We start from the raw sequence: 21295 nt of genomic DNA on the forward strand, positions 1-21295 counted from the left end.
CGTCGCCTTTGTAGGAGCGAGGCTTGCCCGCGAAGAGGCCCTCAAGCGCACCTCAAAAAACTGCCTTGCCCCCACGCCCAAACCGCTCCCGATACACCGACGGCGGCACGCCGACCACCCCCCGAAACGCCACGCGAAAGCTCTCCACCGAGCGATACCCACACTGCTCGGCAATCTGCTCGGTGTTTTGCCCGGTGCTCTCCAGCAACTCCCGCGCCCGCCCCAGCCGTTCATGCTGCAACCACGCCTTGGGCGGCAGGCCCGTGGCCTCGGTAAACCGGCGCAGGAACGTGCGTTCACTCATGGCCGCCTCGTTCGCCAGTTCGCGAACCTCCAGCGGTTCGTGCAAACGCTCCCGCGCCCACTGCATGACACGGGACAAATCGCTGCGCGGCGTCGGGCTGACGGGCGTAGGAATAAACTGCGCCTGCCCGCCGGTGCGTTGCGGCGACATCACCAAGCGCCGCGCCACCGAGTTCGCCACTTGCGTACCTAGATCCCGCGCCACCAGGTGCAGGCACGCATCGATCCCCGCCGCGCTGCCCGCCGAGGTGATCAGTTGGCCGGAATCGACGTAGAGCACATCCGGGTCCACCAGAATGTTCGGAAAACGGTCGGCCAACTCAGCGGCGTAGCGCCAATGCGTGGTGGCGCCGTGACCGTCCAGCAGACCGGTCGCCGCCAGCACAAACACGCCGGAGCAGATCGACAGCAATCGTGCGCCCCGCGCATGTGCTTGTCGAAGGGCGGCGAGCAAGTGCTCCGGTACCGGCGCGCTGCGGTCGCGCCAACCGGGAATGATGATTGTGCGGGCGTCTTCGAGCAGTTGCATGCCGCCATCGGCCAGCACCTGAATGCCGCCCATGGCGCGCATCGGGCCCTGATCCACAGCGACGATACGATGCTCATACCAAGGGAAGTCGAACTCCGGCCGCGCCAGGCCAAAGATCTCCACGGCGATACCGAATTCAAAGGTGCAGAGGCCGTCGTAGGCCAGGATCGCGACCAATCCAGGGTTCGGTTGCATTTGGCGGAAAGTTCCCGGTAAGTGTCTTGTACGCCACTGTAGCCGCAAGCTTCGGGTGGATAAAGTCTTCTCACACCCACTCAAGACTTTGGAGTACCGCCCATGACCAGCCTGGTCCGCGCCATTCCCGCAGCCCCTTCGGCCATTGCCCTGATGCACTTCAGTAACCGTCTGACCTATGAAACCGACTGTTCCGACGTGTACAGCAGTCAACAGGCCGGCGATGTGGATTTTGTCCTGGTGGATGTGCGCGGACCGTTGGCGTTTGAACGCGGGCATGTGCCCGGCGCGATCAACATTCCGGGACGCCTGCTCACCGCCGAGGGCCTGGCGCACTACCCGACCTCCACTTTGTTCGTGGTCTATTGCGCCGGGCCGCACTGTAACGGCGTGCACAAGGCGGCGGTGAAACTGGCGGCGCTGGGTTACCCGGTCAAGGAGATGATCGGCGGCGTGACCGGGTGGCTGGATGAGGGGTTGGAATTGAGTGCTGTGGTGCAACGGCCTGCCACCACCGCCATCGGCTGCGAATGCTGATATTCAGACACCGCTGAACCATCGTGGCGAGGGAGCTTCTGTGGCGAGGGAGCTTGCTCCCGTTGGGTTGCGCAGCAGCCCCAAAATCTCGGTAACTGTCGAAGATTTTGGGAGCGCTTCGCACTCCAGCGGGAGCGAGCTCCCTCGCCACAAAAGCCCTACTTCGCCATAGAACCCCATCAACCCTTAAGTTCAGCGACTGCTTGAGGACGCTGCCCACCACCCATCCAGCGTCGCCTGCAACCACTCGAACACGGCGGCATGGGCGGCGCTGTCCTGCTCCCCCCGGGGCAACGGCGACTCATTTCCAAAGTGCGCATTGAGCGTCGCCACTGACTTCGCATCCCACTCCGGATGAAACTGCAAGCCCACCCGAGTCGGCCCCGCGCGATACATCTGCTGTTCACATTGATCACTGCTGGCCAACAATTGCGCATCGGTCGGCAGGTTGATCGCGTCTTCGTGCCACTCCAGCACCTTGAGTGCCTGGCCATCGCCAAATGTCACGATGGTCCAGCCGGTTTCAGTTCGATCCATCCGCCGCACCGTCCCACCCAGAGTCAACGCCAGTAACTGCGCCCCCAGACAAATCGCAAACACTGCAGCGCCCTGATCCAGGCTCGCCGCCAGCCACTGCCGTTCTGCTTCCAGCCATGCCGGCCCGGCGTTGGATTCATAAGGTCCGCCCAATACAATCACGGGTGCCGCACTTACCGACGGTAACTGACCGAGATCGGCGCGAAAGATGTCCAGCGTCAATCCTCGGGACCTGGCCCATTCGGCAATGGCGCCAGGACCTTCGGCGGGGTGGTGCTGGATCAGATTCAATGTAGGCATCGGGGTTCTCTTGTAGTTTTTGCGTGTAGGTTTTGTCTGAAAAAAGCGCTTGTCCTACAGTCCTTGCACCGACTTGGCGCACGCTTCAAGGGCTTTGAATGGGGTGGCAACTTTTCTATAAATATTTGTCGCTTAAACACAATTGGCCCTCCGTAAGCCGTTCTAGACTGCCGGCCACTTCGATCGTCACCGACCGAAAGTCATTCGAAAGCTGCCAATAAAAGCCTCCGCACACAGGAGTTATAAATGAAGAAGCTAGTGATGTTTGGTGCTCTGGCACTGTCGATGTTGTCCCTGACGGCTGTGGCCGATGACGCCAAGCCGATCCGCATCGGTATCGAAGCCGGTTACCCGCCATTCTCGATGAAAACCCCTGACGGTAAACTCACCGGTTTCGACGTCGATATCGGCGACGCACTGTGCGAGCAGATGAAAGTGAAGTGCACCTGGGTCGAGCAAGAGTTCGACGGCCTGATCCCGGCACTGAAAGTGAAGAAAATCGACGCGATCCTGTCGTCCATGACCATCACTGACGATCGCAAGAAGAACGTCGATTTCACCATCAAGTACTACCACACCCCGGCTCGTTTCGTGATGAAGGCAGGCACCGACATCAAGGACCCGCTGACCGAACTCAAGGGCAAGAAAGTTGGTGTGCTGCGCGCCAGTACCCACGATCGCTTCGCCACCGAAGTGCTGGTGCCGGCCGGTATCAACCTGGTTCGCTACGGCTCCCAGCAGGAAGCCAACCTGGACATGGTGTCTGGTCGCGTTGACGCGCTGCTGGCCGACTCGGTCAACCTGGACGACGGTTTCCTGAAAACCGACGCCGGTAAAGGCTTCGCTTTCGTCGGCCCGACCTACGAAGACGCCAAGTACTTCGGCGGCGGCGCCGGTATTGCTGTGCGCAAGGGCGATACCGCGCTGGCGGACAAATTCAACACCGCCATCACCGAAATCCGCGCCAACGGCAAGTACAAGCAAGTGCAAGACAAGTACTTTGACTTTGACGTTTACGGCAAGTAATCAAGCCGTTTAAAAAAGTGGCAACCGTTGACGCGGTTGCCACTTTTTTTATGCGCTCTCTCTGTTGAAATGAAATCCCTTGTGGGAGCGGGCTTGCTCGCGAAGGCGTCGTGTCAGTCGACATTGATATTGCCTGACACGACGCCTTCGCGAGCAAGCCCGCTCCCACAGGTGATTTTCGCCGTTCAGCCATTCAGGAGTCCCCATGCAACGCATCGACCATCCTCTGCCCTGGAGCCACCTGGGCACCGAACGCACCCTCAGCGTGTTTCGCTATGGCGCCGGCACTCGCAAGGTTTATATCCAGGCCAGCCTGCACGCTGACGAGTTGCCCGGCATGCGCACGGCCTGGGAGCTGAAGAAGCGCTTGGCCGAACTCGAAACCCAGGGCCAGTTGCAGGGCGTGATCGAGCTGGTGCCGGTAGCCAATCCAATCGGCCTTGACCAGCACCTGCAAGGCAGTCACATGGGTCGCTTCGAGCTGGGCAGCGGCAAGAACTTCAACCGCGCCTTCGTTGAACTCAGCGCTCCGGTGGCCGCGTTGATTGGCGACCAGTTGGGTAAAGATGCGCAGGCCAACATCGCGTTGATTCGCCAGACCATGGGTCGGGTCCTCGACGAGTTGCCGGCACCGGCCTCGCAACTGGAAGCCATGCACCGCCTGTTGCTTCGCCACGCTTGCGACGCCGACATCACGCTGGATCTGCATTGTGATTTCGACGCGGCCATTCATTTGTACGCCTTGCCGCAACACTGGCCGCAGTGGCAATCCCTGGCCGCGCGTCTGAAGGCCGGGGTGGCGTTGCTCTGTGAAGATTCCGGTGGCAGTTCATTTGATGAGTCCTGTTCGTCGCCGTGGCTGCGCCTGGCGCGGGCCTTCCCCGAGGCGGCGATTCCGCCGGCCAACCTGGCGACGACGCTGGAGCTGGGCAGCATGGGCGACACGCGGGTCGATCAGGCCCAGGCCAATTGCGAGGCGATTCTCGGGTTCCTCGCCGAGCAGGGTTTCATCACCGGCACCTGGCCTGCGGCACCGAGCGAGTGCTGCGAAGGCATGCCGTTCGAGGGCACCGAATACCTGTTTGCACCGCATCACGGTGTCGTCAGTTTTCTGCGTGATTCAGGTGAGTGGGTGGAAAAGGGCGATGCGCTGTTTGAGGTGGTTGATCCGCTCAGCGACCGCGTGACCACCGTGCGCGCCGGCACCAGCGGTGTGTTGTTTGCGATTGATCGCGGGCGGTATACACAGCCGGGAACGTGGCAGGCGAAAGTGGCGGGGCGTGAGCCGATTCGAGTGGGGAAACTGGTCAACGATTAGTTGCAGAATCTTCGGTGCCTTGCCGGGCCTCTTCGCGAGCAAGCCCGCTCCCACATTTGGAATGCACTCCCCTGTGGGAGCGGGCTTGCTCGCGAAGGCGGCATCAGCCACACCGAAAATCCCCCGGCAAGCTTCACGGTGTTAGGCTCTGCCCCGAATCCTGCGCTCCGTGAAGGAAGGTTTATGTTGAAATTTCTCGCTCTGCTGACGCTGCTGGCCAGTGCCACCGTCCACGCTCAAACCCCGCTGCACACCGATCTGCCGCTCAAGTACCTGGAGCAGGCCAATCCCGAATCCCGCCACCAGCCCCTGGTGATTTTCCTCCACGGTTACGGCAGTAACGAGCAGGATCTGTTCGACATCAAGGATGAGTTGCCGGCGCACTACAACTTCCTGTCCGTGCGGGCACCGATGACGATGGAAGAGGGTAGTTACAAGTGGTTTCGCGAGAAGGGCAACGCTGCTTACAACGGTGAGACCGATGATTTGAAGGCCAGCGGCCAGGTGCTGCTGGATTTCATCGCACAGGCGGCGAAGAAATATCACACCGAACCCGACAAGGTGTTCCTGGTGGGTTTCAGCCAGGGCGCGATCATGTCCTACGAGGTGGCGTTGCGTCATCCCGAAGCGGTTGGCGGCATTGCGGCCCTGAGCGGGCGGATTCTGCCGGTGCTGAAATCCGAACTGAAACCGGATGAAAAACGCCAGAAGCTGGCGATCTTCATCGGTCATGGCACGGTAGACAAACGCTTGCCGTACATCGACGGCACCGAGGCCGACAGCCTGTTGCAGAGCCTGTCACTCAAGCCTGAGTTTCATGCCTACCCGGGTGTCGGTCACAGCATCAGTGCCACCGAAATACAGGATTTGAGCGCCTGGTTGCAGCGCCTCAACCCTTGAATCTTATTTGCCGCTGACGATCTGTTTGACCAGCGTCTCGTGGCCGCCATTGTCGCTGAGGCGGGAAATCACCTGAACGATCGCCATGCGCGTGTTGGACGCGGCCATCAGTGTGGTGCCGAGGGTTTTGCCGCCGCCCTGGGTGGCGGTGCTGTCAATCTGCCGCAACCCGAGGCCGGTGCCTTTCTGGGTCAGGCTTTTTTCGCTGAGCTTGGTGAAGTCGGGCAGCGCCTTGGCTTGCTCAGTGGCGAAGTCGGCCGCTGCGGAATCGAGGAACTGGCCGTCGTTGTCCTTGACGTTGGCGCCACCGGGAATGGTATTTTCGGCGGCGATTACCACGGTTTTGGTGGCTTGGTTGGTGTACATGGTGCCCGTTGCCCCGGCAGTACCGGCAGCCGCGTCGCCGGCCGGCAGCGGGTTGGCGATGAAGCCCTTGGGCAGGGTGAACTTGAACTTGCCACCGAGCATCGAGACCTCTTGTACAGGCGCTTTGTCGCTGGCAGTGGCCTTGGCGGCATAGGCATTCAAAGCCCCCAGGCTGGCGGCCGCCGTCAGTAACAGGACAATGGCTTTTTTACTCAACAATGACATTCAAAAACTCCAGGGATGATCGCGCTTTGGGTGCGATCATCCCATGGAGGCTGTAATGCATTCCAGCGCGCAATAACGGTTGGAGGCTCCCCTGTATCGAGGGAGCTTGCTCCCGCTGGGCTGCGAAGCGGCCCCTGCGCTTATTCAGATAAACCGCACTGGCAGGAATGGCGACTGCTTCGCAGCCGGACGGGAGCAAGCTCCCTCGCCACAAATATTCACCTCCAAACATTCTTACGCCTGATTCTGCGGGAACAGGTTACGACGGGTTTCTTCGTCGAACTCGGCCTTGAGCACCAGCTTCTCCTTCAGACCCTGCGCACGCTGGGCGGCGGGGCGGGCGCTGATTTCATCGAACAGACGCTGGACGTTCGGGTAGGCCGCCAGGCCGTTCTCGCCGAGGATGTAATGCGCGTAGCTGGCCCAGCCCCACAGTGCCATGTCGGCGATGCTGTAAGTGTCGCCGGCCAGGTATTGATGATCGGCCAGACGCTGGTCGAGCACGCGGTAGTGGCGTTCGACTTCCTTGAGGTAGCGGTTTTTCGCGTAGGGCAGGTCTTCCGGCGCGTGGTGCAGGAAATGCACGGCTTGACCGGAGAACGGCGACAGGCCGGTGGCGATGAACATCAGCCAGGACAACAGTTCGGCTTGGCCGGCGACGGAGCTCGGCAGGAAGCGCTGATGTTTTTGCGCCAGGTGCAGCATGATGGCCTGGGAGTCGAACACAGTGGCCTCACCGTCGATCAGGGCCGGAACCTTGGCGTTCGGGTTGATTGCGATAAAAGCCGCCAGATGTTGTTCGCCCTTGAACGTATCAACGCCGATCAATTCGTAGGGCGTTTGCAGTTCTTCAAGCAACAGAGCAACTTTCATCGGGTTCGGCGAAGGGTGGAAAAAGAATTTCATGGTGTAGGCCTCAGTCAGTGGGTTAGGAACTGAGGCTGATGGTGGGGCAAACCTGTTCGATTGACGTACAAGGTTATTGCTCTACTCGTTCGGAACGATCGAACGTGTTGCGGAGGTTCTATCGCTTGCTCTCGACGTGGCGATCACCGCCCCGGCGATAATCAACACGGCAGGGACGATCAGGATCGGACCGGCATGGCTGCGTCCCACGGCGAGCAGCAATAACGTCGAAATCAACGGCGCCAGGTAGGAAAGCGCCCCCAGTGTCGCCAGACTGCCGTGTTTGGTGGCGTGGTCCCAGGCAAAAAACGCCATTCCCACCGGCCCGAGGCCGAGCACCACAATCGCGGTCCATTGGCCGGGATCAGGCTGCACCGTGGTTTCGAAGGCCAGGTGACAGATCAGGCCGGACACGGCCGACATACCGCAGATCCCACCGATAATGCTGCTGGGCACGTCGTTGAACCGTCGGTTGATCACCGAGTAACCGGCCCAGATCAACGCACAGCCGAAGGCCGCAAGATAACCGGCGATGGGCATCGATGCTCCAGCTTCCGGGCCATGTTGTTGCATGATGAACGCGGTGCCGGCCAGTCCCAGCAGTGCGCCGAGCATTTGTCGTTTGTGCAGCTTTTCCCCGGCCGAGAACGCCGAGAGCAGCACCAGCAACAGCGGCCACAGGTAGTTGATCAGACTGGCTTCGGCCGCCGGGGCGACTTTGAGCGCGAAAAAATACAGCGCGTGATAAACGAAAATGCCCACGAACCCGGTCACCCATACGGCCCAGGGCTGTCGCCAGCTACTGAAGCCGGCGAGCCCGCGTCGACCGAGAATGACCAGGCTCGCCGCAAACACTATGCCGAAGCTCAGCGTCAGCAGTTCAAAGGGGGGAATGCCTTCGGTGAGGGTGGTCAACAGCGCGAGACAGGACCAGAGAACTATCGCGATCACGCCAACGGCGGTGGCTGAGTGGGGAGTACGGACGAGGGACGATGCGAGACTCATGTCTGTTCCTTCAGCACGTAGCGGGCGACATCCTGGCCCTCTGGATGTGAAGGAGCTTAGCGTTTGATCGCTGATCGTCCAGTCTCGGTCGTCGGGTGGGCCGGTCGCGCCAGCAAGCGCCGGGTGATGCCCAACATTCCCACTGATACCGCCACACCCAGTGCAAACGCGCTCATGCCCATGTCGGGCAACGCCAGCGCCAACACCAGGCAAAACGCCGCGAACGAATACATGCCGGTCGCCGTCGCCCGCAGCAATGCGGCCGTAAACGCCGGGCCGCGGGTTTGCTGGGAAAACACCGCCATCACGCTGCCGAGCACCGGAAACACTGCGAGCAGACCGCTCCAGCCTTCGCCGACGGTGCTGGCGAGTAATGTTACGGCGAGGGTGAGCAGGGCGCCGGCAATCATGCGCAGCAGCAGTCTGTCGGACTTCGGCGCCGGGCCTGTAACGATGGGTTGCGCGCTGGGAAACAGGTACGGCGCCGCCAGCAGCGCGGTGGCGGCCGCAATCACCGAGAACACCAGCGAGGGTGGAATCATCGAGAGCACCACGGCCACGGCGGCCCAGACCAGCAGTGAAATCGTCAACGCCCATGGCCATCCCGCCCGTTGAGCGACTTGGGCGTAGGTCACGCAGAAGGCAATCATCGCGAACATCGCCGACAACGCCGCCGTCGCTGATTGAGCGGCGAACACCTGACCTTGTTCGATGGCAAGGAAGAACAGAATCGGCCCGACCACCACCGGCAATCCCGACAGCCAACCGGCCACGCTCGGGCCCCAGCGTTTGCCAGCCAGTGAAATCAACAAGAGAAAACCAGGAATCACCAGCAGTTTAAGCATCAACACGCACACGTCTCCGACCTGAGTGTGGGCTAACGTTAGCACTGCGGACGGTGGATTGCTCTAGGAATGAGGAGCTTTTGTATACAAAGCTTGCGGCTCAAATAATTGTACAAAATCATACTTTGCGTATAAGTTTTTAGCGGATGCCCAAGGTGAAAAGAACGCGATGAACAGACCTCGATTACGCCTGCACCACGGTGTGTTGTTGCTGGGATTGTTAGGCACCCAGGCCTTGGCCAATTGGCAGGAGGCATTGCCCGGTGCGCAGATCATCGGCACCGGCGAGTTTCGGGTGTTCGGGTTCGATGTTTACAACGCTCGGCTCTGGAGTGCGGCCCGGCCCTTGGCGCCGGACCAGCCGTTTGCCCTGGAACTGATCTATCAGCGCAGCATTTCCCGCGATGATCTGGTGCAGGCCAGTGTCGATGAAATCAAGCGGTTGTCCGGCGCCTCGGTCAGCGCCGAGCAACTCGAGCGCTGGAAGGTGCAGATGCAACAGTCGTTCGTCGATGTAAAAGCTGGCACCCGCATTACCGGCGTTTATTTGCCGGGGCAGGGCGCGCGATTCTTTGTCGGCCAGCAGCCGCAACACGAAGTGAAAGACCCGCAATTCGCCCGGGCCTTTTTCGATATCTGGCTCGACCCACGTACACGTAATCCCGAGTTGCGCCAGCAGTTGCTGGGCAGCGCCAAGCCTTGAGGTGCATGACATGCTGAAGAATCTGCTGTTGGTGTTGTGCGTCTGCCTGGCCGGTTGCAGCGTCGATGTGCAGCGCTACAGCGAGCAAAACCCCAAGCTCGATCTACCCGGGTTCTTCGTCGGGCGAGTGGATGGCTGGGGAATGTTCCAGAAGCGCTCGGGCGAGGTGATCAAGCGCTTTCATGTGCTGATCAACAGCCGAATGGACGGCCAGAACCTGATCATGCATGAAGCCTTTACCTACAGCGACGGTACGAAGCAGACCCGTGTCTGGACGTTGTACCCTGACGGCCCCGGCCGTTGGCGCGGTACGGCGGGCGATGTGGTCGGCGAGTCCCGCGGTGAGGTCGCCGGCAACGCGCTGCACTGGCGCTATGAACTCAGCCTGCCGGTGGACGACAAGGTCTACCAGGTGCATTTCGACGACTGGATGTACTTGCTGGACGAAAACACCATGGCCAATCGCTCAGCCATGACCAAGTTCGGTGTTGAGTTGGGCCAGGTGACCTTGTTCTTCCGCCGCCACGGCGCCTGATACCCGGGCATCTGCCCCTTGGGCGCGTGGGCTGAAACGTCTAAGCTGCGCTTTTCCACCTGTCGACGGATGTTTGCGTGAAATTCAGTTTGCCTAAAGTCGCCACGGCGCCGTTTTGCCCGCCGGAAGTGGCGGGCAGCGTGGCCGTTGATCCTCGCGCCTCATTCTTCAAGCGAATGCTGCGCTTTGCCGGTCCTGGCTTACTGGTGTCCATCGGCTACATGGACCCGGGCAACTGGGCGACCGCCATCGAGGCGGGTTCGCGTTTTGGTTACAGCCTGTTGTTCGTGGTGCTGCTGGCGAGTCTGGCGGGGATGGTGGTGCAGTGTCTGTGTTCGCGCCTGGGCATCGCCACCGGTCGTGATCTGGCGCAACTGTCCCGGGAGCGCTACAGCACGCGGACTGCCCGGACCCAGTGGGTGCTGGCGGAAATCTCGATCATCGCCACCGATCTGGCTGAAGTGCTCGGCTGTGCGCTGGCCTTTCACTTGCTGCTGGGTTGTTCGCTGACTGTCGGCATCGCGCTGACCGCGTTTGACACGCTGTTGGTGCTGGCCCTGCAAAACCGTGGTTTCCGCCGCCTGGAAGCGATCATGCTGGTGCTGGTGAGCACCATCGGCGTGTGTTTCTTCGTCGAGTTGCTGCTGATCAAGCCGTACTGGCCGGACGTGGCCCGTGGTTTCACGCCGTCCCTGTCAGCCATTGGCGATGCCGCGCCGCTGTACCTGGCCATCGGCATTCTCGGGGCCACGGTGATGCCGCATAACTTGTACCTGCACACCTCGATCGTACAGACCCGAATGATCGGCAAGGACCTGGCCAGCAAGCAGGACGCGGTCAAACTGGCGCGGATCGATACCATTGGCTCCCTGGCGTTGGCGCTGCTGGTCAATGCGGCGATCCTGATCCTCGCCGCGGCGGCGTTTCACAAGAGCGGGCATACCGATGTGGTGGACATCCAGGACGCCTATCACTTGCTCGACCCGCTGGTGGGCGGCGCCTTGGCCAGTGTGTTGTTTGGCGTGGCGCTGTTGGCTTCGGGGCAGAGTTCGACGTTTACCGGGACCATCGCGGGGCAGGTGATCATGGAGGGTTATCTGAACCTGCGGATTCCCTGCTGGCAACGGCGGCTGATAACCCGGGGGCTGGCGTTGATCCCGGCGTTCATCGGCGTCTGGCTGATGGGCGATAACGCAATCGGCAAGTTGCTGGTGTTGAGTCAGGTGGTGTTGAGTTTGCAGTTGCCGTTTGCGTTGTACCCGCTGATTCGCATGACCAACGATCACAAATTGATGGGGCCGTTTGTGAATCGCTGGCCGACGCGGGTGCTGGCGTGGGGGTTGTTTGGGGTGATCAGTGGGGCGAATAGTTGGTTAATCTTCCAGTTTTTGGGGTGACTGGGCTGGCCTCATCGCGAGCAGGCTCGCTCCCACAGTGGATCTGCGGTGAGCACAAACCCCTGTGGGAGCGAGCCTGCTCGCGATGAACGATTACTCGGTCTTCATTTGGAATGCATCCACCACAAAATCAATAAACACCCGGGTCTTGGCCGGCATCAACGTCCGGCTCGGGTAGTACAACGAAATCGGCCCCGCATCGGCATGCCAGTCGGGCAGCAGGCGCACCAGTTCGCCGCGCTGGATGTTCGCGGCCACGTCCGGCAACACCAGCAGCGACACGCCCAGCCCAAGGATCGCCGCTTCACGCATGGCGGCCGGGTCGTTGAGCACGATGTTTTCGTTGAGAATCGCCTGCGCCTCATTGCCCGCGCCGTCCTGCATGTCCCACTGCCGGATCCGTCCGGTGCGGGTGCCGCGCATCACGATGCCCTCCAATCGGGCCAGGTCGGTCGGGTTGGCGGGCAGGCTGTGCCCTGCGAGGTAGTCCGGTGAGGCCACCGCCACCACATGCGCCGCCGCCAATGTTCGAGAGATGACCCCGGGTGTCAGCTCGAAACCGCCGCCGATGGCCGCGTCATAGCCTTCGGCAATCAGGTCCACCTGGCGGTTTTCGAAGTGCCATTCGGGTTTGATCAGTGGGTAGCGCCTGAGGAATTGCGGCAGCAACGGCAGCACATGACCGATGCCAAACGTCGGCGCAAGGCTGACTTTGAGCACCCCGGCAGGTTCACCTTGATCGCTGCTCACCGCGCTGATCGCCGACTGCAACGCCTGCAGATTGCCACCGATGCTCGCCAGAAAACGCTCGCCAGCCTCGGTCAGCGACAGGTGGCGGGTCGAGCGCTGGAACAGCCGCACACCGATGTTGCGTTCGAGCATCGCCACGTTGCGGCTGACAGCGGCAGGTGTCAGCGCGAGCACGCGGGCCGCCGCAGAAAAGCTGCCGGTCTCGGCGCTGCGGACAAACGACTCAAGGTTGGCAAGGGTTTCCATGGCTGGCACCTGATAGCAATGCTTGAAGATGATTCAAGGCATTACCGTCTAATCAAGCCCTAATGGCAAGCGCAGTATTCACTCCAACGACAACCCCCTCGGAGTGAACCATCATGATCAAAATTGGAATCATCGGCGCCGGCGCCATTGGCTCAGCCTTTGCCCGGGCGCTTTCACGCAAAGGCATTGAGATCGTGATCGCCAACAGCCGTGGGCCAGAAACGCTCGCTTCACTGGTGGAAGAACTCGGGCCATCGGCACGCGCTGGCACCCGTGAAGAAGCGGCCGCGCAGCCGATTGTGCTGGTGGCGGTGAACTGGTCGAAATTGCCGACAGCGTTGGCCGGTCTGCCGGATTTTGGCGGGCGGATCGTCATCGATGCCAATAACTCGATTGAGGCGCCGTCCTTCAAAGCCGTGGATTTGCAGGGGCGTATGTCCAGCGAACTGTTTACCGAATGGGTACCCGGTGCGCGGGTGGTCAAGGCGTTCAATCATCTGCAAGCGCGTTTGCTGGAGAGCGATCCGGCAGCGGAGGGCGGGCAGCGGGTGCTGTTTGTTTCGGGTGATGACGCCGAGGCGAAAGCTCAAGTGGCAGCGCTGATCGAGAAGTTGGGGTTCTTCGGGATTGATCTTGGGGCGCTGAGTGTGGGAGCGAAGCTGGTGCAGTTTCCAGGCGGCCCGTTGCCAGCCCTGAACCTGGTGAAATTTGCCTGACGGCTGGGCGAAGAAGACCCCGGTGCTTCTGATGACAGTCAGCTCATGCAGACACTGACCGTGGCGAGGGAGCTTGCTCCCGCTGGGTTGCGAAGCAGCCCCAAAATATCGGCAACTGTCGAAGATTTTGCGAGCGCTTTGCACTCGAGCGGGAGCAAGCTCCCTCGCCACAAAACATGCAACACAGGAACACCGAGGGTGTTACCAGACCGCGCGGTTCTTCGTGGGTCCCCGCGCAGTCTGTTGAACGCTTTACGCCCGTTCGAGCGCCAGCGCTACGCCCTGACCACCACCGATGCACAAGGTGGCGAGGCCTTTCTTGGCGTCACGCTTGATCATTTCGTGCAGCAAGGTCACCAGCACCCGGCAGCCCGACGCACCGATCGGGTGGCCCAACGCAATGGCGCCGCCGTTGACGTTGACCTTGTTCAAGTCCCATTCCAGGTCCTTGGCCACCGCCAGGGATTGCGCGGCGAAGGCTTCGTTGGCTTCGATCAGGTCCAGTTGGTCGATGGACCAGCCGGCCTTGCTCAGGCAACGACGAGTGGCCGATACCGGGCCGATGCCCATGATTGCCGGGTCGACGCCCGCGTTGGCGTAAGCGGCGATTTTCGCCAGCACTGGCAAACCCAGGGCCTTGGCTTTGTCGGCGCTCATCAGGATCACGGCGGCGGCACCGTCGTTCAGGGACGAGGCGTTGCCGGCGGTCACCGAACCGTCCTTCTTGAAGGCCGGTTTCAGTTTGCCCAGCGCTTCGGCGGTGGTGCCGGCGCGTGGTTGTTCATCGGTGGCGAAGGACAGCGGATCGCCCTTGCGCTGCGGGATCAGGATCGGCGTGATCTCATCGACAAAACGCCCGGCTTCGATGGCGGCCGTGGCTTTCTGCTGCGAGGCCGCGGCGAAGGCGTCCTGTTGCTCGCGGGTCAGGTTGTACTTGTCCGCCAGGTTCTCGGCAGTGATGCCCATGTGGTAATCGTTGAACGCATCCCACAGGCCGTCGCTGATCATGGTGTCGACGATTTGCGCGTGACCCATGCGCAGACCGGTGCGGGCACCGGGCATGACGTAGTTGGACAGGCTCATGTTTTCCTGGCCGCCAGCAATGATCACGTCGGCGTCGCCGCAGCGGATCGCCTGAGTGGCCAGGTGCAGCGCTTTGAGGCCCGAGCCGCAGACCTTGTTCAGGGTCATCGCCGGCACGGTAAACGGCAGGCCGGCCTTGATCGCGGACTGGCGCGCAGGGTTTTGCCCGGCACCGGCGGTCAACACCTGGCCCATGATGACTTCATCGACTTCAGCAACGTCCAGACCGGTTTGCGCCAGCAGCTGACGGATCACCGCAGCGCCGAGGTCAACGGCGGAAACATTCGCCAGGGCACCCTGGAAACTGCCGATGGCGGTACGGGTGGCGGCAACAATAACGACGTCTTGCATGGAATGATTCCTCACTGGGCAGCGAACTGCATTTCCGGAACGTGATCCGGCACGATCAGTTTACCGGCGGTCTTGGCGACAATCTCTTCGACGCTGACGCCCGGCGCACGTTCTTTGAGAATGAACGCGCCGTTTTCGATTTCAAGGTAAGCCAGGTCGGTCAGCACACGCTTGATGCACCCGGCGCCCGTCAGCGGCAGGCTGCATTTGGACAGCAGTTTGGACTCACCGTCCTTGGACGCGTGGGTCATGATGACGATGATGTTATCGGCACCGGCCACCAGGTCCATGGCGCCGCCCATGCCCTTGACCAGTTTGCCGGGGATCATCCACGAGGCGATGTTGCCTTGCACGTCGACTTCGAAGGCGCCCAGCACGGTCAGGTCGACATGACCACCGCGAATCATCGCGAAGGACTCGGCCGAGGAAAAGATCGAAGCGCCGATACGTGCGGTGACCGTTTGTTTGCCGGCGTTGATCATGTCGGCATCGATGGTTTCTTCAGTAGGAAAGGGGCCCATGCCGAGCAGACCGTTTTCCGACTGCAGCATGACTTCCATGCCTTCTGGGATGTAGTTGGCCACCAGGGTCGGAATGCCGATGCCCAGGTTCACGTAAAAGCCGTCCTGCATTTCGCGGGCGACGCGTTGAGCCATTTGTTCGCGGGAAAGTGCCATTGTTATTTTTCCTTCAGGTCCGGGGGCAGGGGATCACTTACGCACGGTGCGCTGTTCGATGCGCTTCTCGAACGTGCCGCAAATGACCCGGTCGACGTAGATGCCAGGGGTGTGGATCTGCGACGGGTCCAGCTCGCCGGGTTCGACGATTTCTTCGACTTCGACCACGGTGATCTTGCCGGCAGTGGCGGCCAGCGGGTTGAAGTTCTGGGCGGTGTGGCGATAGATCACGTTGCCGAAGTGATCGGCTTTCCAGCCTTTGACGATGGCGAAGTCACCGGTGATGGATTCTTCCATCAGGTACTGGCGGCCATGGAATTCGCGCACTTCCTTGCCGTCGGCAACCGGAGTGCCAACGCCGGTGGCGGTGAAGAAAGCGGGGATGCCGGCGCCGCCTGCGCGCATTTTTTCGGCGAGGGTGCCTTGGGGGGTCAGGACGACTTCGATTTCGCCTTTGAGCAGTTGGTCTTCGAACAGTTTGTTCTCACCAACGTAGGAGGCCACCACTTTGCGAATCTGCCGGTCTTCCAGCAACACGCCGAGGCCGAAACCGTCGACGCCGCAGTTGTTGGAAACGACGGTGAGGTCACGGGTGCCTTTGCGCTTGATCTCGGCGATCAGGTTTTCCGGGATCCCGCACAGGCCGAAGCCGCCGGCGATCACGGTCATGCCGTCTTCAAGACCTGCCAGAGCTTCCTCATAGGAACTCACGCGCTTGTCGAAACCTGCCATATGCACCTCTTTTATTCTTTGTGGGCGGCTGGCTAGCCGTATGGGGTAGGAGTGTCTCGCTGAAGGATTCATTTGTTAAGTTGATTTTTAAGGTTGATTGATAGATAAAACTCACCAATCACTCATCTGTAATACGTTGGAGCCGGCGCCCATGACAGTCAAGCAGATCCGCGCATTCCTGGCCGTGGCCCAGAGCTTGAGTTTTGCCGTGGCGTGCGAGCGGTTGCACCTGTCGCAATCGGCCTTGAGCCTGACCATCAAGGCCCTGGAGGAGGGCTTGGGCGGGCGGTTGTTCACGCGCAACACGCGCAATGTGGCGCTCACGGCGGAAGGCGAATCGCTGGTGCCCCTGGCTCGCCGGCTGATTGCGGATTGGGACAATGCCGAGGATGAACTGCGCCAGCGTTTCACCCTTCAGCGCGGACGCGTGACCCTGGCGGCAATGCCATCTTTTGCCGGCAATCTGCTGCCGCCGATCCTCAAGACCTTTCGCGCCCGTTATCCCAAGGTCAACGTCACGGTGAACGATGTAATCAACGAGCAAGTGCTGGAAATGGTGCGCGACCGGCAGGTGGAGCTGGGGGTGGCGTTTGAGCCGACGCAGAGTTCATCGCTGGCATTCACGCCGTTGTATATGGACCGTTTCGTTGCCGTGGTGCCGGACGATTCGCCCTTGGCGCAACGGCACGACATTGATTGGCAAACCTTGCTCAAGGAACCGTTCATTACCTTGCAGCGTCCGTCGACGGTGCGGGTGATGCTGGAAGAACACTTGCAGGCCCGGGGGATGAAGTTGCCGGTGGAGTTTGAAAGCCATCAGTTGGCGACTGTCGGAAGGATGGTGGCCAGCGGATTGGGCGTCAGCGCCGTGCCGGCGTTGTGCGCCGGGCAGATGCGCGAGTTGGGCGCACGCTGCATTACCTTGCGCGACCCGGTGGTGGAACGGGCGATCGGGGTGCTGACCAAGCCGGGGGTTGAACTGTCGGCGGCGGCGCAGGCGTTGTTCGATATTCTCAAAGCCGAAAACCTGGGACAACAAGTGTCCATGCCCTGATCATCGCCCTGTAGGAGCGAGGCTTGCCCGCGAATAGGCCGGCACATTCAACATTGAAGTCGACTGACACAACGCTTTCGCGAGCAAGCTTCGCTCCTACAGGGTTTTGGGTTGATCAGGAAGAGAAGCGCTGGGACAGCAAGGGCAAAAGCTGTTCGCACGACGCCTCAATCTTCATCTCCAGGAGGTCATCCGCACGAGTCTTGCCCAAATTGATCGCAATCAACGGCTTGCCCTGATCCGCCACCACCCGGCACAAGCGAAACGCCGAATACGCCATCAGCGACGACCCCACCACCAACAATCCCGCCGCCTGTTCCACCGCCGCCATGGCCTTGGCTGCCGTCACCTGCGCGACGTTCTCGCCAAAAAACACCACGTCCGGTTTCATCCGCTCGCCCGCGCAGTGGGGGCAGTGCGGCACCTGGAACCGCGCTTCGAACGCCGGATCCAGCAGCGTGTCACCATCCGGCGCTTGCACCGCATCGACCCCGGCCAGATAGGGGTTCTGCGCTTCCATCAGTTGCTGGATCGAATCGCGCTCGCTGCGCTGTCCGCAGTCCAGGCACAGCACCCGGTGCAGGCTGCCGTGGAGTTCGATCACGTCATGGCTGCCGGCCTGATCGTGCAAGGTGTCGACGTTCTGAGTGATCAGCCCGCTGATCTGCCGGCTGCTTTGCAGACTGGCCAGGGCTTCGTGGGCCACGTTCGGCTGAGCCTGGCGTACGCGCGGCCAGCCGAGCATCGCCCGTGCCCAATAGCGGCGCCGTGATTCCGGGGCCGAGAGAAACTCCTGGTACATCATCGGTTGCCGGCCACGCCGCACGCCCTGGTTGTCGCGGTAGTCCGGAATGCCCGACGGGGTGCTGATGCCGGCGCCGGTCAGGACCATGAACGGCTGCTCGGCCATCAGTTGCTGGAGCCGATCGAGTTGTTCGCGGATGCGGCGGTCGAGCATGTTCAACACTCCGGGTATCTTGAGTGTTTGCAGCGTAGCACTTGCTAACCCGCCGAACGCGATCCCTTGTAGGAGCTGTCGAGTGAAACGAGGCTGCGATCTTTTGATCTTGTTTTTAAACAATCAAAGTCAAAAGATCGCAGCCTCGTTTCACTCGACAGCTCCTACAGGGGGGCAGTGAGCGGCGTGGTTACTTGCGCGCCTCCAGAATCAGGTTGAACGGCGTTTCCGTGGCCCGCCGGAAACTCTTGAATCCCGCCTCGGTAAACACCTTGCGCAACCGCGCTTCACCCGCCTGGGCGCCGAGCCCAAGGCCGACTTCCTGGGACAGTGAGTTCGGTGTGCAAATGAAAGTCGACGCAGCGTAGAACAACCGCCCAACCGGGGTGACGTTGTCGTCGAGCGAGTCGTTGGCAAACGGTTCCACCAGCAGCACCGTGCCGTCCGGTTTCAGTGCGTCATAAGCGTGCTTTGCCGCGCCCACCGGGTCGCCCATGTCGTGCAGGCAGTCGAAATAGCAGACCAGATCATAGTCGTCGCCGGGGAAGCTTTTCGCGGTGCCCTGAAAGAACCTCGCGCGCCCGGAAACGCCGCCTTCTTCAGCGCGTTGGGTGGCAACGGTGACGGAGGGTGCGTGGTAGTCGAAGCCGACGAACCGCGAGTCCGGGAACGCCTGGGCCATGATCACCGTGGAGGCACCGTGGCCGCAGCCGATGTCCGCCACTTTGGCCCCCGCCTGCAGTTTGGCGACCACGCCGTCGAGGGCCGGCAGCCACTCGGCGATCAGGTGCGCTTTGTACCCGGGGCGGAAGAATCGCTCCGTGCCGCTGAACATGCACGGATGGTGGTCGCCCCAGGCCAGGGCGCCGTTGCCGCGCATGGCGTTGACCAGTTTGTCTTTGTCATGGAAAAACGACGCGACCACCCCGACACCGCCGGCGATATAGACCGGCGAGTCTTCGATCGCCAGCGCCAGGGCTTGCTCTTCGGGCAGGCGGAACTGGCCGCCCTCGTGTTCCATGTAACCGGAAGCGGCGTGGGCGCTGAGCCATTCGCGCAGCAGGCGGGGATTGCAGCCGGTCTTGTCGGCGAGTGCTTCAGGGGTGATCGGCTGACTGTCGGCCATGGCCCGGTACAGGCCGAGCTCTTCGCCGAGGATGACGTTGGCAAGCATCGCCGCGCCGCCCATGTCGTTTACCAGTTTGCCCATGAAATCATTGAGTCGGGCCTCGTCCATCACGTGTGCTCCTTCAGCAGGATCACGGTCCAGAGGCCTTGTTTATCGAGGCGTGTACCTCTGGGCGGTGGTCGTGGGAATGAACAGGACGCTGTGCACGTCCCGCGTGCAACAAGTTTAGTCCGAGCCCCGTGCGTCGCGGCCTGGAGCGACGAAAGCCCCATTCCCCAGACCGACACAAATCCCCTGTAGGAGCGAGGCTTGCCCGCGAAGGCGCAGTGTCAGTCGACAAAAGTATTGCCTGACACTCCGTCTTCGCGGGCAAGCCTCGCTCCTACAAGGATTTGCGGTGTGTATCGCACTGTATCCAACCGCCGTCCCGATACATTCCACTTCATTCGCGGCTCCCACCGAACACAGACCAGATACAAACCTGCGATGAACTGTAAAGGCTACCCAGCGCCCGAAACCCGGGGCTGTCGAGGCACTTTTCAGGGTCGTCGCAACAGGCGGCCATCTTCGCTCGTGACTCCGTGAAGGGAACAACAATGACCACGCTCGTGCCTGAAACCGACCTGAAATCCGCTCCCGTCAACCACCTGCGCGTCGATCACTACACCCAGGGCATCATCGGCCCCAGCCAGCCGATGCTCGGCCCTCTGGCCGACGGCGGCACCCTGATCACCGGTACACCGCCGGGTTGCTGGGGCCCGATGATCACGCCCGCCTTCGAGGGCGGCCACGAAGTGACGCAACCGGTGGCCATCGCCGGAGCGGAAGTCGGCGACGCGGTGGCGATCAAGATCAAAAGCATGCGCGTCACCTCGCTGGCGACGTCGTCCGGCGTCATGAGCTTCGTTGAGGGCCGCTACAACGGCGACCCGTTCGTCGCCAAGTTCTGCTCCAAATGCGGCACCGACCATCCGGCCAGCCATGTCGAAGGCATTGGCGAGGAGTCGATTCGCTGTAATGAATGCGGCGCCGAGGTCAGCGCATTTCGCTTCAGCCATGGCTACGTGATCGTGTTCGATGCGCAGAATCAGGTCAGCCTGACCGTCAATCAGGACGTCGCCAACCGACTGGCCGGCAATGCTTCGCAAATGTCGGCGCTGCCGGAGTTCGCAGCCCAGCATTCGATCCTGTCCCTGGCCCGCGCCGACATTCCCGGGGTTGCCGCGCACATGCGCCCGTTCCTCGGCAACATCGGCACCACGCCGTCCCGTGACTTGCCCGACTCGCACAACTGCGCCGACTTCGGCCAATACCTGATCAATGCACCGCACCGTTTCGGCATGACCCGCGAAGAGCTGCACGCGGCCAAGACCGACGGCCACATGGACACCAACTCGATCCGCGAAGGCTGCGTGTTGATCTGCCCGGTGAAAGTGCCGGGGGCCGGTGTGTACATGGGCGACATGCACGCCCAGCAGGGCAACGGCGAGATCGCCGGGCACGCCACCGATTGCTCCGGGGAAACCGAAGTGGTGGTGCAAGTGGTAAAAAACCTGACGCTGGAAGGGCCGATCCTCTTGCAAAACCTCGACGATCTGCCGCCGATGGCGCGGCCCATGAATGCCGAACAGCGGCAGAAAGTCCGTGAACTGGGCGAGCGCTGGGGTCAGCATGAAATCGAGCAGAGCGGCCCGATCACCTTTATCGGCAGCGGCGAGAACCTCAACGTCGCCGTCGAGAACGGCTTGAAACGTGCCGCGTCGGTCACCGGTTTGCCGTATGACGAAGTGCTCAACCGCGCGACCATCACCGGCTCGATCGACATCAGCCGTTTGCCAGGCACCGTGCGCGTGACCTTCCTGTGCCCGATGAACGTGCTCGATCGCATCGGCATCGGCCATCTGGTGCGCGAGAAATACGACCTGGCGTAACGCCTGACAAGGGTCTGTACCCAAGTGTGTACAGACCCGCC

The 21295-nt window shown here is 61.3% G+C and carries 22 protein-coding genes; 10 read left to right on the forward strand and 12 right to left on the reverse strand.

Translation table 11 applies throughout. The features are described 5' to 3' along the window. Nucleotides 1-52 precede the first annotated feature (52 nt). Complete coding sequence (gene ftrA, locus ACA051_RS12355) at nt 53-1027, reverse strand: transcriptional regulator FtrA (RefSeq protein ID WP_497374968.1); 975 nt, start codon at nt 1025-1027, stop codon at nt 53-55. 102 nt (nt 1028-1129) lie between these two features. Between ftrA and ACA051_RS12360 the strand changes: the two genes are divergently transcribed. Continuing rightward, nucleotides 1130-1564, forward strand: coding sequence for a rhodanese-like domain-containing protein (locus tag ACA051_RS12360; RefSeq protein WP_497374970.1), 435 nt, complete (start codon nt 1130-1132; stop codon nt 1562-1564). Nucleotides 1565-1756: 192 nt separating this feature from the next. Here ACA051_RS12360 and ACA051_RS12365 read toward each other — a convergent pair whose 3' ends face one another. Beyond that, nucleotides 1757-2401 carry a type 1 glutamine amidotransferase gene (locus ACA051_RS12365; RefSeq protein WP_497374972.1) on the reverse strand — a complete coding sequence of 215 codons (645 nt, stop codon included), beginning with the start codon at nt 2399-2401 and terminating at the stop codon, nt 1757-1759. Between the two features lie 246 nt (nt 2402-2647). On the opposite strand from ACA051_RS12365, the gene ACA051_RS12370 reads away from it, so the two are divergent. The 3 genes from ACA051_RS12370 (at nt 2648) to ACA051_RS12380 (ending at nt 5645) form a co-directional block, all read left to right on the forward strand. Next, complete coding sequence (locus ACA051_RS12370) at nt 2648-3427, forward strand: ABC transporter substrate-binding protein (RefSeq protein ID WP_497310054.1); 780 nt, start codon at nt 2648-2650, stop codon at nt 3425-3427. A gap of 205 nt (nt 3428-3632) precedes the next feature. After that, the gene (locus ACA051_RS12375) at nt 3633-4745 is read left to right on the forward strand and encodes a succinylglutamate desuccinylase/aspartoacylase family protein (RefSeq protein WP_497374974.1); all 1113 of its coding nucleotides are present in this window, start codon (nt 3633-3635) and stop codon (nt 4743-4745) included. 183 nt (nt 4746-4928) lie between these two features. Beyond that, the gene (locus ACA051_RS12380) at nt 4929-5645 is read left to right on the forward strand and encodes an alpha/beta hydrolase (protein ID WP_497374976.1); all 717 of its coding nucleotides are present in this window, start codon (nt 4929-4931) and stop codon (nt 5643-5645) included. 3 nt (nt 5646-5648) lie between these two features. Here ACA051_RS12380 and ACA051_RS12385 read toward each other — a convergent pair whose 3' ends face one another. The 4 genes from ACA051_RS12385 to ACA051_RS12400 form a co-directional block, all read right to left on the reverse strand. Next, on the reverse strand, nt 5649-6236 hold the full coding sequence (locus ACA051_RS12385; protein ID WP_497374978.1) for a hypothetical protein: 588 nt from the start codon (nt 6234-6236) through the stop codon (nt 5649-5651). A gap of 234 nt (nt 6237-6470) precedes the next feature. Further along, nucleotides 6471-7142 (reverse strand): glutathione S-transferase family protein, encoded by a 672-nt coding sequence (locus ACA051_RS12390; RefSeq protein ID WP_497374980.1) that lies wholly within the window; start codon nt 7140-7142, stop codon nt 6471-6473. Between the two features lie 81 nt (nt 7143-7223). Then, nucleotides 7224-8147, reverse strand: a complete 924-nt coding sequence (gene yddG / locus ACA051_RS12395; protein ID WP_497374982.1) for an aromatic amino acid exporter YddG — start codon at nt 8145-8147, stop codon at nt 7224-7226. Nucleotides 8148-8203: 56 nt separating this feature from the next. Then, nucleotides 8204-8998 (reverse strand): hypothetical protein, encoded by a 795-nt coding sequence (locus ACA051_RS12400; protein ID WP_497310060.1) that lies wholly within the window; start codon nt 8996-8998, stop codon nt 8204-8206. Between the two features lie 163 nt (nt 8999-9161). Between ACA051_RS12400 and ACA051_RS12405 the strand changes: the two genes are divergently transcribed. The 3 genes from ACA051_RS12405 to ACA051_RS12415 all read left to right on the forward strand — a co-directional run bounded on the left by ACA051_RS12405 (nt 9162) and on the right by ACA051_RS12415 (nt 11627). Further along, complete coding sequence (locus ACA051_RS12405) at nt 9162-9695, forward strand: chalcone isomerase family protein (RefSeq protein WP_497310061.1); 534 nt, start codon at nt 9162-9164, stop codon at nt 9693-9695. A gap of 10 nt (nt 9696-9705) precedes the next feature. Then, nucleotides 9706-10230, forward strand: a complete 525-nt coding sequence (locus ACA051_RS12410; protein ID WP_497310062.1) for a DUF3833 domain-containing protein — start codon at nt 9706-9708, stop codon at nt 10228-10230. 77 nt (nt 10231-10307) lie between these two features. Further along, nucleotides 10308-11627: an Nramp family divalent metal transporter gene (locus ACA051_RS12415; RefSeq protein ID WP_497310063.1), complete on the forward strand. Its 1320-nt coding sequence runs from the start codon at nt 10308-10310 to the stop codon at nt 11625-11627. Between the two features lie 93 nt (nt 11628-11720). Here the strand turns inward: ACA051_RS12415 and ACA051_RS12420 are convergent, their stop codons facing one another. Continuing rightward, nucleotides 11721-12623 carry a LysR family transcriptional regulator gene (locus tag ACA051_RS12420; protein WP_497374984.1) on the reverse strand — a complete coding sequence of 301 codons (903 nt, stop codon included), beginning with the start codon at nt 12621-12623 and terminating at the stop codon, nt 11721-11723. 113 nt (nt 12624-12736) lie between these two features. On the opposite strand from ACA051_RS12420, the gene ACA051_RS12425 reads away from it, so the two are divergent. Beyond that, nucleotides 12737-13339, forward strand: coding sequence for an NADPH-dependent F420 reductase (locus tag ACA051_RS12425; RefSeq protein WP_497374986.1), 603 nt, complete (start codon nt 12737-12739; stop codon nt 13337-13339). A gap of 252 nt (nt 13340-13591) precedes the next feature. Here the strand turns inward: ACA051_RS12425 and ACA051_RS12430 are convergent, their stop codons facing one another. The 3 genes from ACA051_RS12430 to ACA051_RS12440 are packed head-to-tail and all read right to left on the reverse strand — an operon-like array spanning nt 13592 to nt 16182. Next, nucleotides 13592-14773 carry an acetyl-CoA C-acetyltransferase gene (locus tag ACA051_RS12430; RefSeq protein WP_497374988.1) on the reverse strand — a complete coding sequence of 394 codons (1182 nt, stop codon included), beginning with the start codon at nt 14771-14773 and terminating at the stop codon, nt 13592-13594. An 11-nt stretch (nt 14774-14784) separates the two neighbouring features. Beyond that, nucleotides 14785-15450, reverse strand: coding sequence for a CoA transferase subunit B (locus tag ACA051_RS12435; RefSeq protein ID WP_010455523.1), 666 nt, complete (start codon nt 15448-15450; stop codon nt 14785-14787). 33 nt (nt 15451-15483) lie between these two features. Next, a complete protein-coding gene (locus ACA051_RS12440; protein WP_309675526.1) occupies nt 15484-16182 on the reverse strand; it encodes a CoA transferase subunit A in 699 nt (232 codons plus the stop codon). A gap of 151 nt (nt 16183-16333) precedes the next feature. Between ACA051_RS12440 and ACA051_RS12445 the strand changes: the two genes are divergently transcribed. Continuing rightward, entirely contained in the window at nt 16334-17236 is a 903-nt protein-coding gene (locus ACA051_RS12445; protein ID WP_497374991.1) for a LysR family transcriptional regulator, read from the forward strand. 115 nt (nt 17237-17351) lie between these two features. On the opposite strand, the gene ACA051_RS12450 is transcribed toward ACA051_RS12445, so the two are convergent. Both ACA051_RS12450 and ACA051_RS12455 read right to left on the reverse strand, forming a co-directional pair. Next, nucleotides 17352-18194 (reverse strand): NAD-dependent protein deacetylase, encoded by an 843-nt coding sequence (locus tag ACA051_RS12450; RefSeq protein WP_497374993.1) that lies wholly within the window; start codon nt 18192-18194, stop codon nt 17352-17354. 190 nt (nt 18195-18384) lie between these two features. After that, nucleotides 18385-19431, reverse strand: coding sequence for a class I SAM-dependent methyltransferase (locus tag ACA051_RS12455; protein ID WP_497310070.1), 1047 nt, complete (start codon nt 19429-19431; stop codon nt 18385-18387). Between the two features lie 488 nt (nt 19432-19919). On the opposite strand from ACA051_RS12455, the gene ACA051_RS12460 reads away from it, so the two are divergent. Then, nucleotides 19920-21254: an acetamidase/formamidase family protein gene (locus ACA051_RS12460; RefSeq protein WP_497310071.1), complete on the forward strand. Its 1335-nt coding sequence runs from the start codon at nt 19920-19922 to the stop codon at nt 21252-21254. The last annotated feature ends 41 nt before the right edge of the window (nt 21255-21295 follow it).

It is taken from the genome of Pseudomonas sp. LBUM1669 (assembly GCF_059695705.1).

Coding starts and splice junctions, on each gene's coding strand:
- ACA051_RS12370 (WP_497310054.1), top strand. CDS start 2,648: ATGAAGAAGCTAGTGATGTTTGGTGCTCTGGCACTGTCGATGTTGTCC.
- yddG (WP_497374982.1), bottom strand. CDS start 8,147: ATGAGTCTCGCATCGTCCCTCGTCCGTACTCCCCACTCAGCCACCGCC.
- ACA051_RS12450 (WP_497374993.1), bottom strand. CDS start 18,194: ATGCTCGACCGCCGCATCCGCGAACAACTCGATCGGCTCCAGCAACTG.
- ACA051_RS12390 (WP_497374980.1), bottom strand. CDS start 7,142: ATGAAATTCTTTTTCCACCCTTCGCCGAACCCGATGAAAGTTGCTCTG.
- ACA051_RS12380 (WP_497374976.1), top strand. CDS start 4,929: ATGTTGAAATTTCTCGCTCTGCTGACGCTGCTGGCCAGTGCCACCGTC.
- ftrA (WP_497374968.1), bottom strand. CDS start 1,027: ATGCAACCGAACCCTGGATTGGTCGCGATCCTGGCCTACGACGGCCTC.
- ACA051_RS12455 (WP_497310070.1), bottom strand. CDS start 19,431: ATGGACGAGGCCCGACTCAATGATTTCATGGGCAAACTGGTAAACGAC.
- ACA051_RS12460 (WP_497310071.1), top strand. CDS start 19,920: ATGACCACGCTCGTGCCTGAAACCGACCTGAAATCCGCTCCCGTCAAC.
- ACA051_RS12420 (WP_497374984.1), bottom strand. CDS start 12,623: ATGGAAACCCTTGCCAACCTTGAGTCGTTTGTCCGCAGCGCCGAGACC.
- ACA051_RS12430 (WP_497374988.1), bottom strand. CDS start 14,773: ATGCAAGACGTCGTTATTGTTGCCGCCACCCGTACCGCCATCGGCAGT.
- ACA051_RS12410 (WP_497310062.1), top strand. CDS start 9,706: ATGCTGAAGAATCTGCTGTTGGTGTTGTGCGTCTGCCTGGCCGGTTGC.
- ACA051_RS12360 (WP_497374970.1), top strand. CDS start 1,130: ATGACCAGCCTGGTCCGCGCCATTCCCGCAGCCCCTTCGGCCATTGCC.
- ACA051_RS12365 (WP_497374972.1), bottom strand. CDS start 2,401: ATGCCTACATTGAATCTGATCCAGCACCACCCCGCCGAAGGTCCTGGC.
- ACA051_RS12385 (WP_497374978.1), bottom strand. CDS start 6,236: ATGTCATTGTTGAGTAAAAAAGCCATTGTCCTGTTACTGACGGCGGCC.
- ACA051_RS12425 (WP_497374986.1), top strand. CDS start 12,737: ATGATCAAAATTGGAATCATCGGCGCCGGCGCCATTGGCTCAGCCTTT.
- ACA051_RS12405 (WP_497310061.1), top strand. CDS start 9,162: ATGAACAGACCTCGATTACGCCTGCACCACGGTGTGTTGTTGCTGGGA.
- ACA051_RS12440 (WP_309675526.1), bottom strand. CDS start 16,182: ATGGCAGGTTTCGACAAGCGCGTGAGTTCCTATGAGGAAGCTCTGGCA.
- ACA051_RS12435 (WP_010455523.1), bottom strand. CDS start 15,450: ATGGCACTTTCCCGCGAACAAATGGCTCAACGCGTCGCCCGCGAAATG.
- ACA051_RS12445 (WP_497374991.1), top strand. CDS start 16,334: ATGACAGTCAAGCAGATCCGCGCATTCCTGGCCGTGGCCCAGAGCTTG.
- ACA051_RS12375 (WP_497374974.1), top strand. CDS start 3,633: ATGCAACGCATCGACCATCCTCTGCCCTGGAGCCACCTGGGCACCGAA.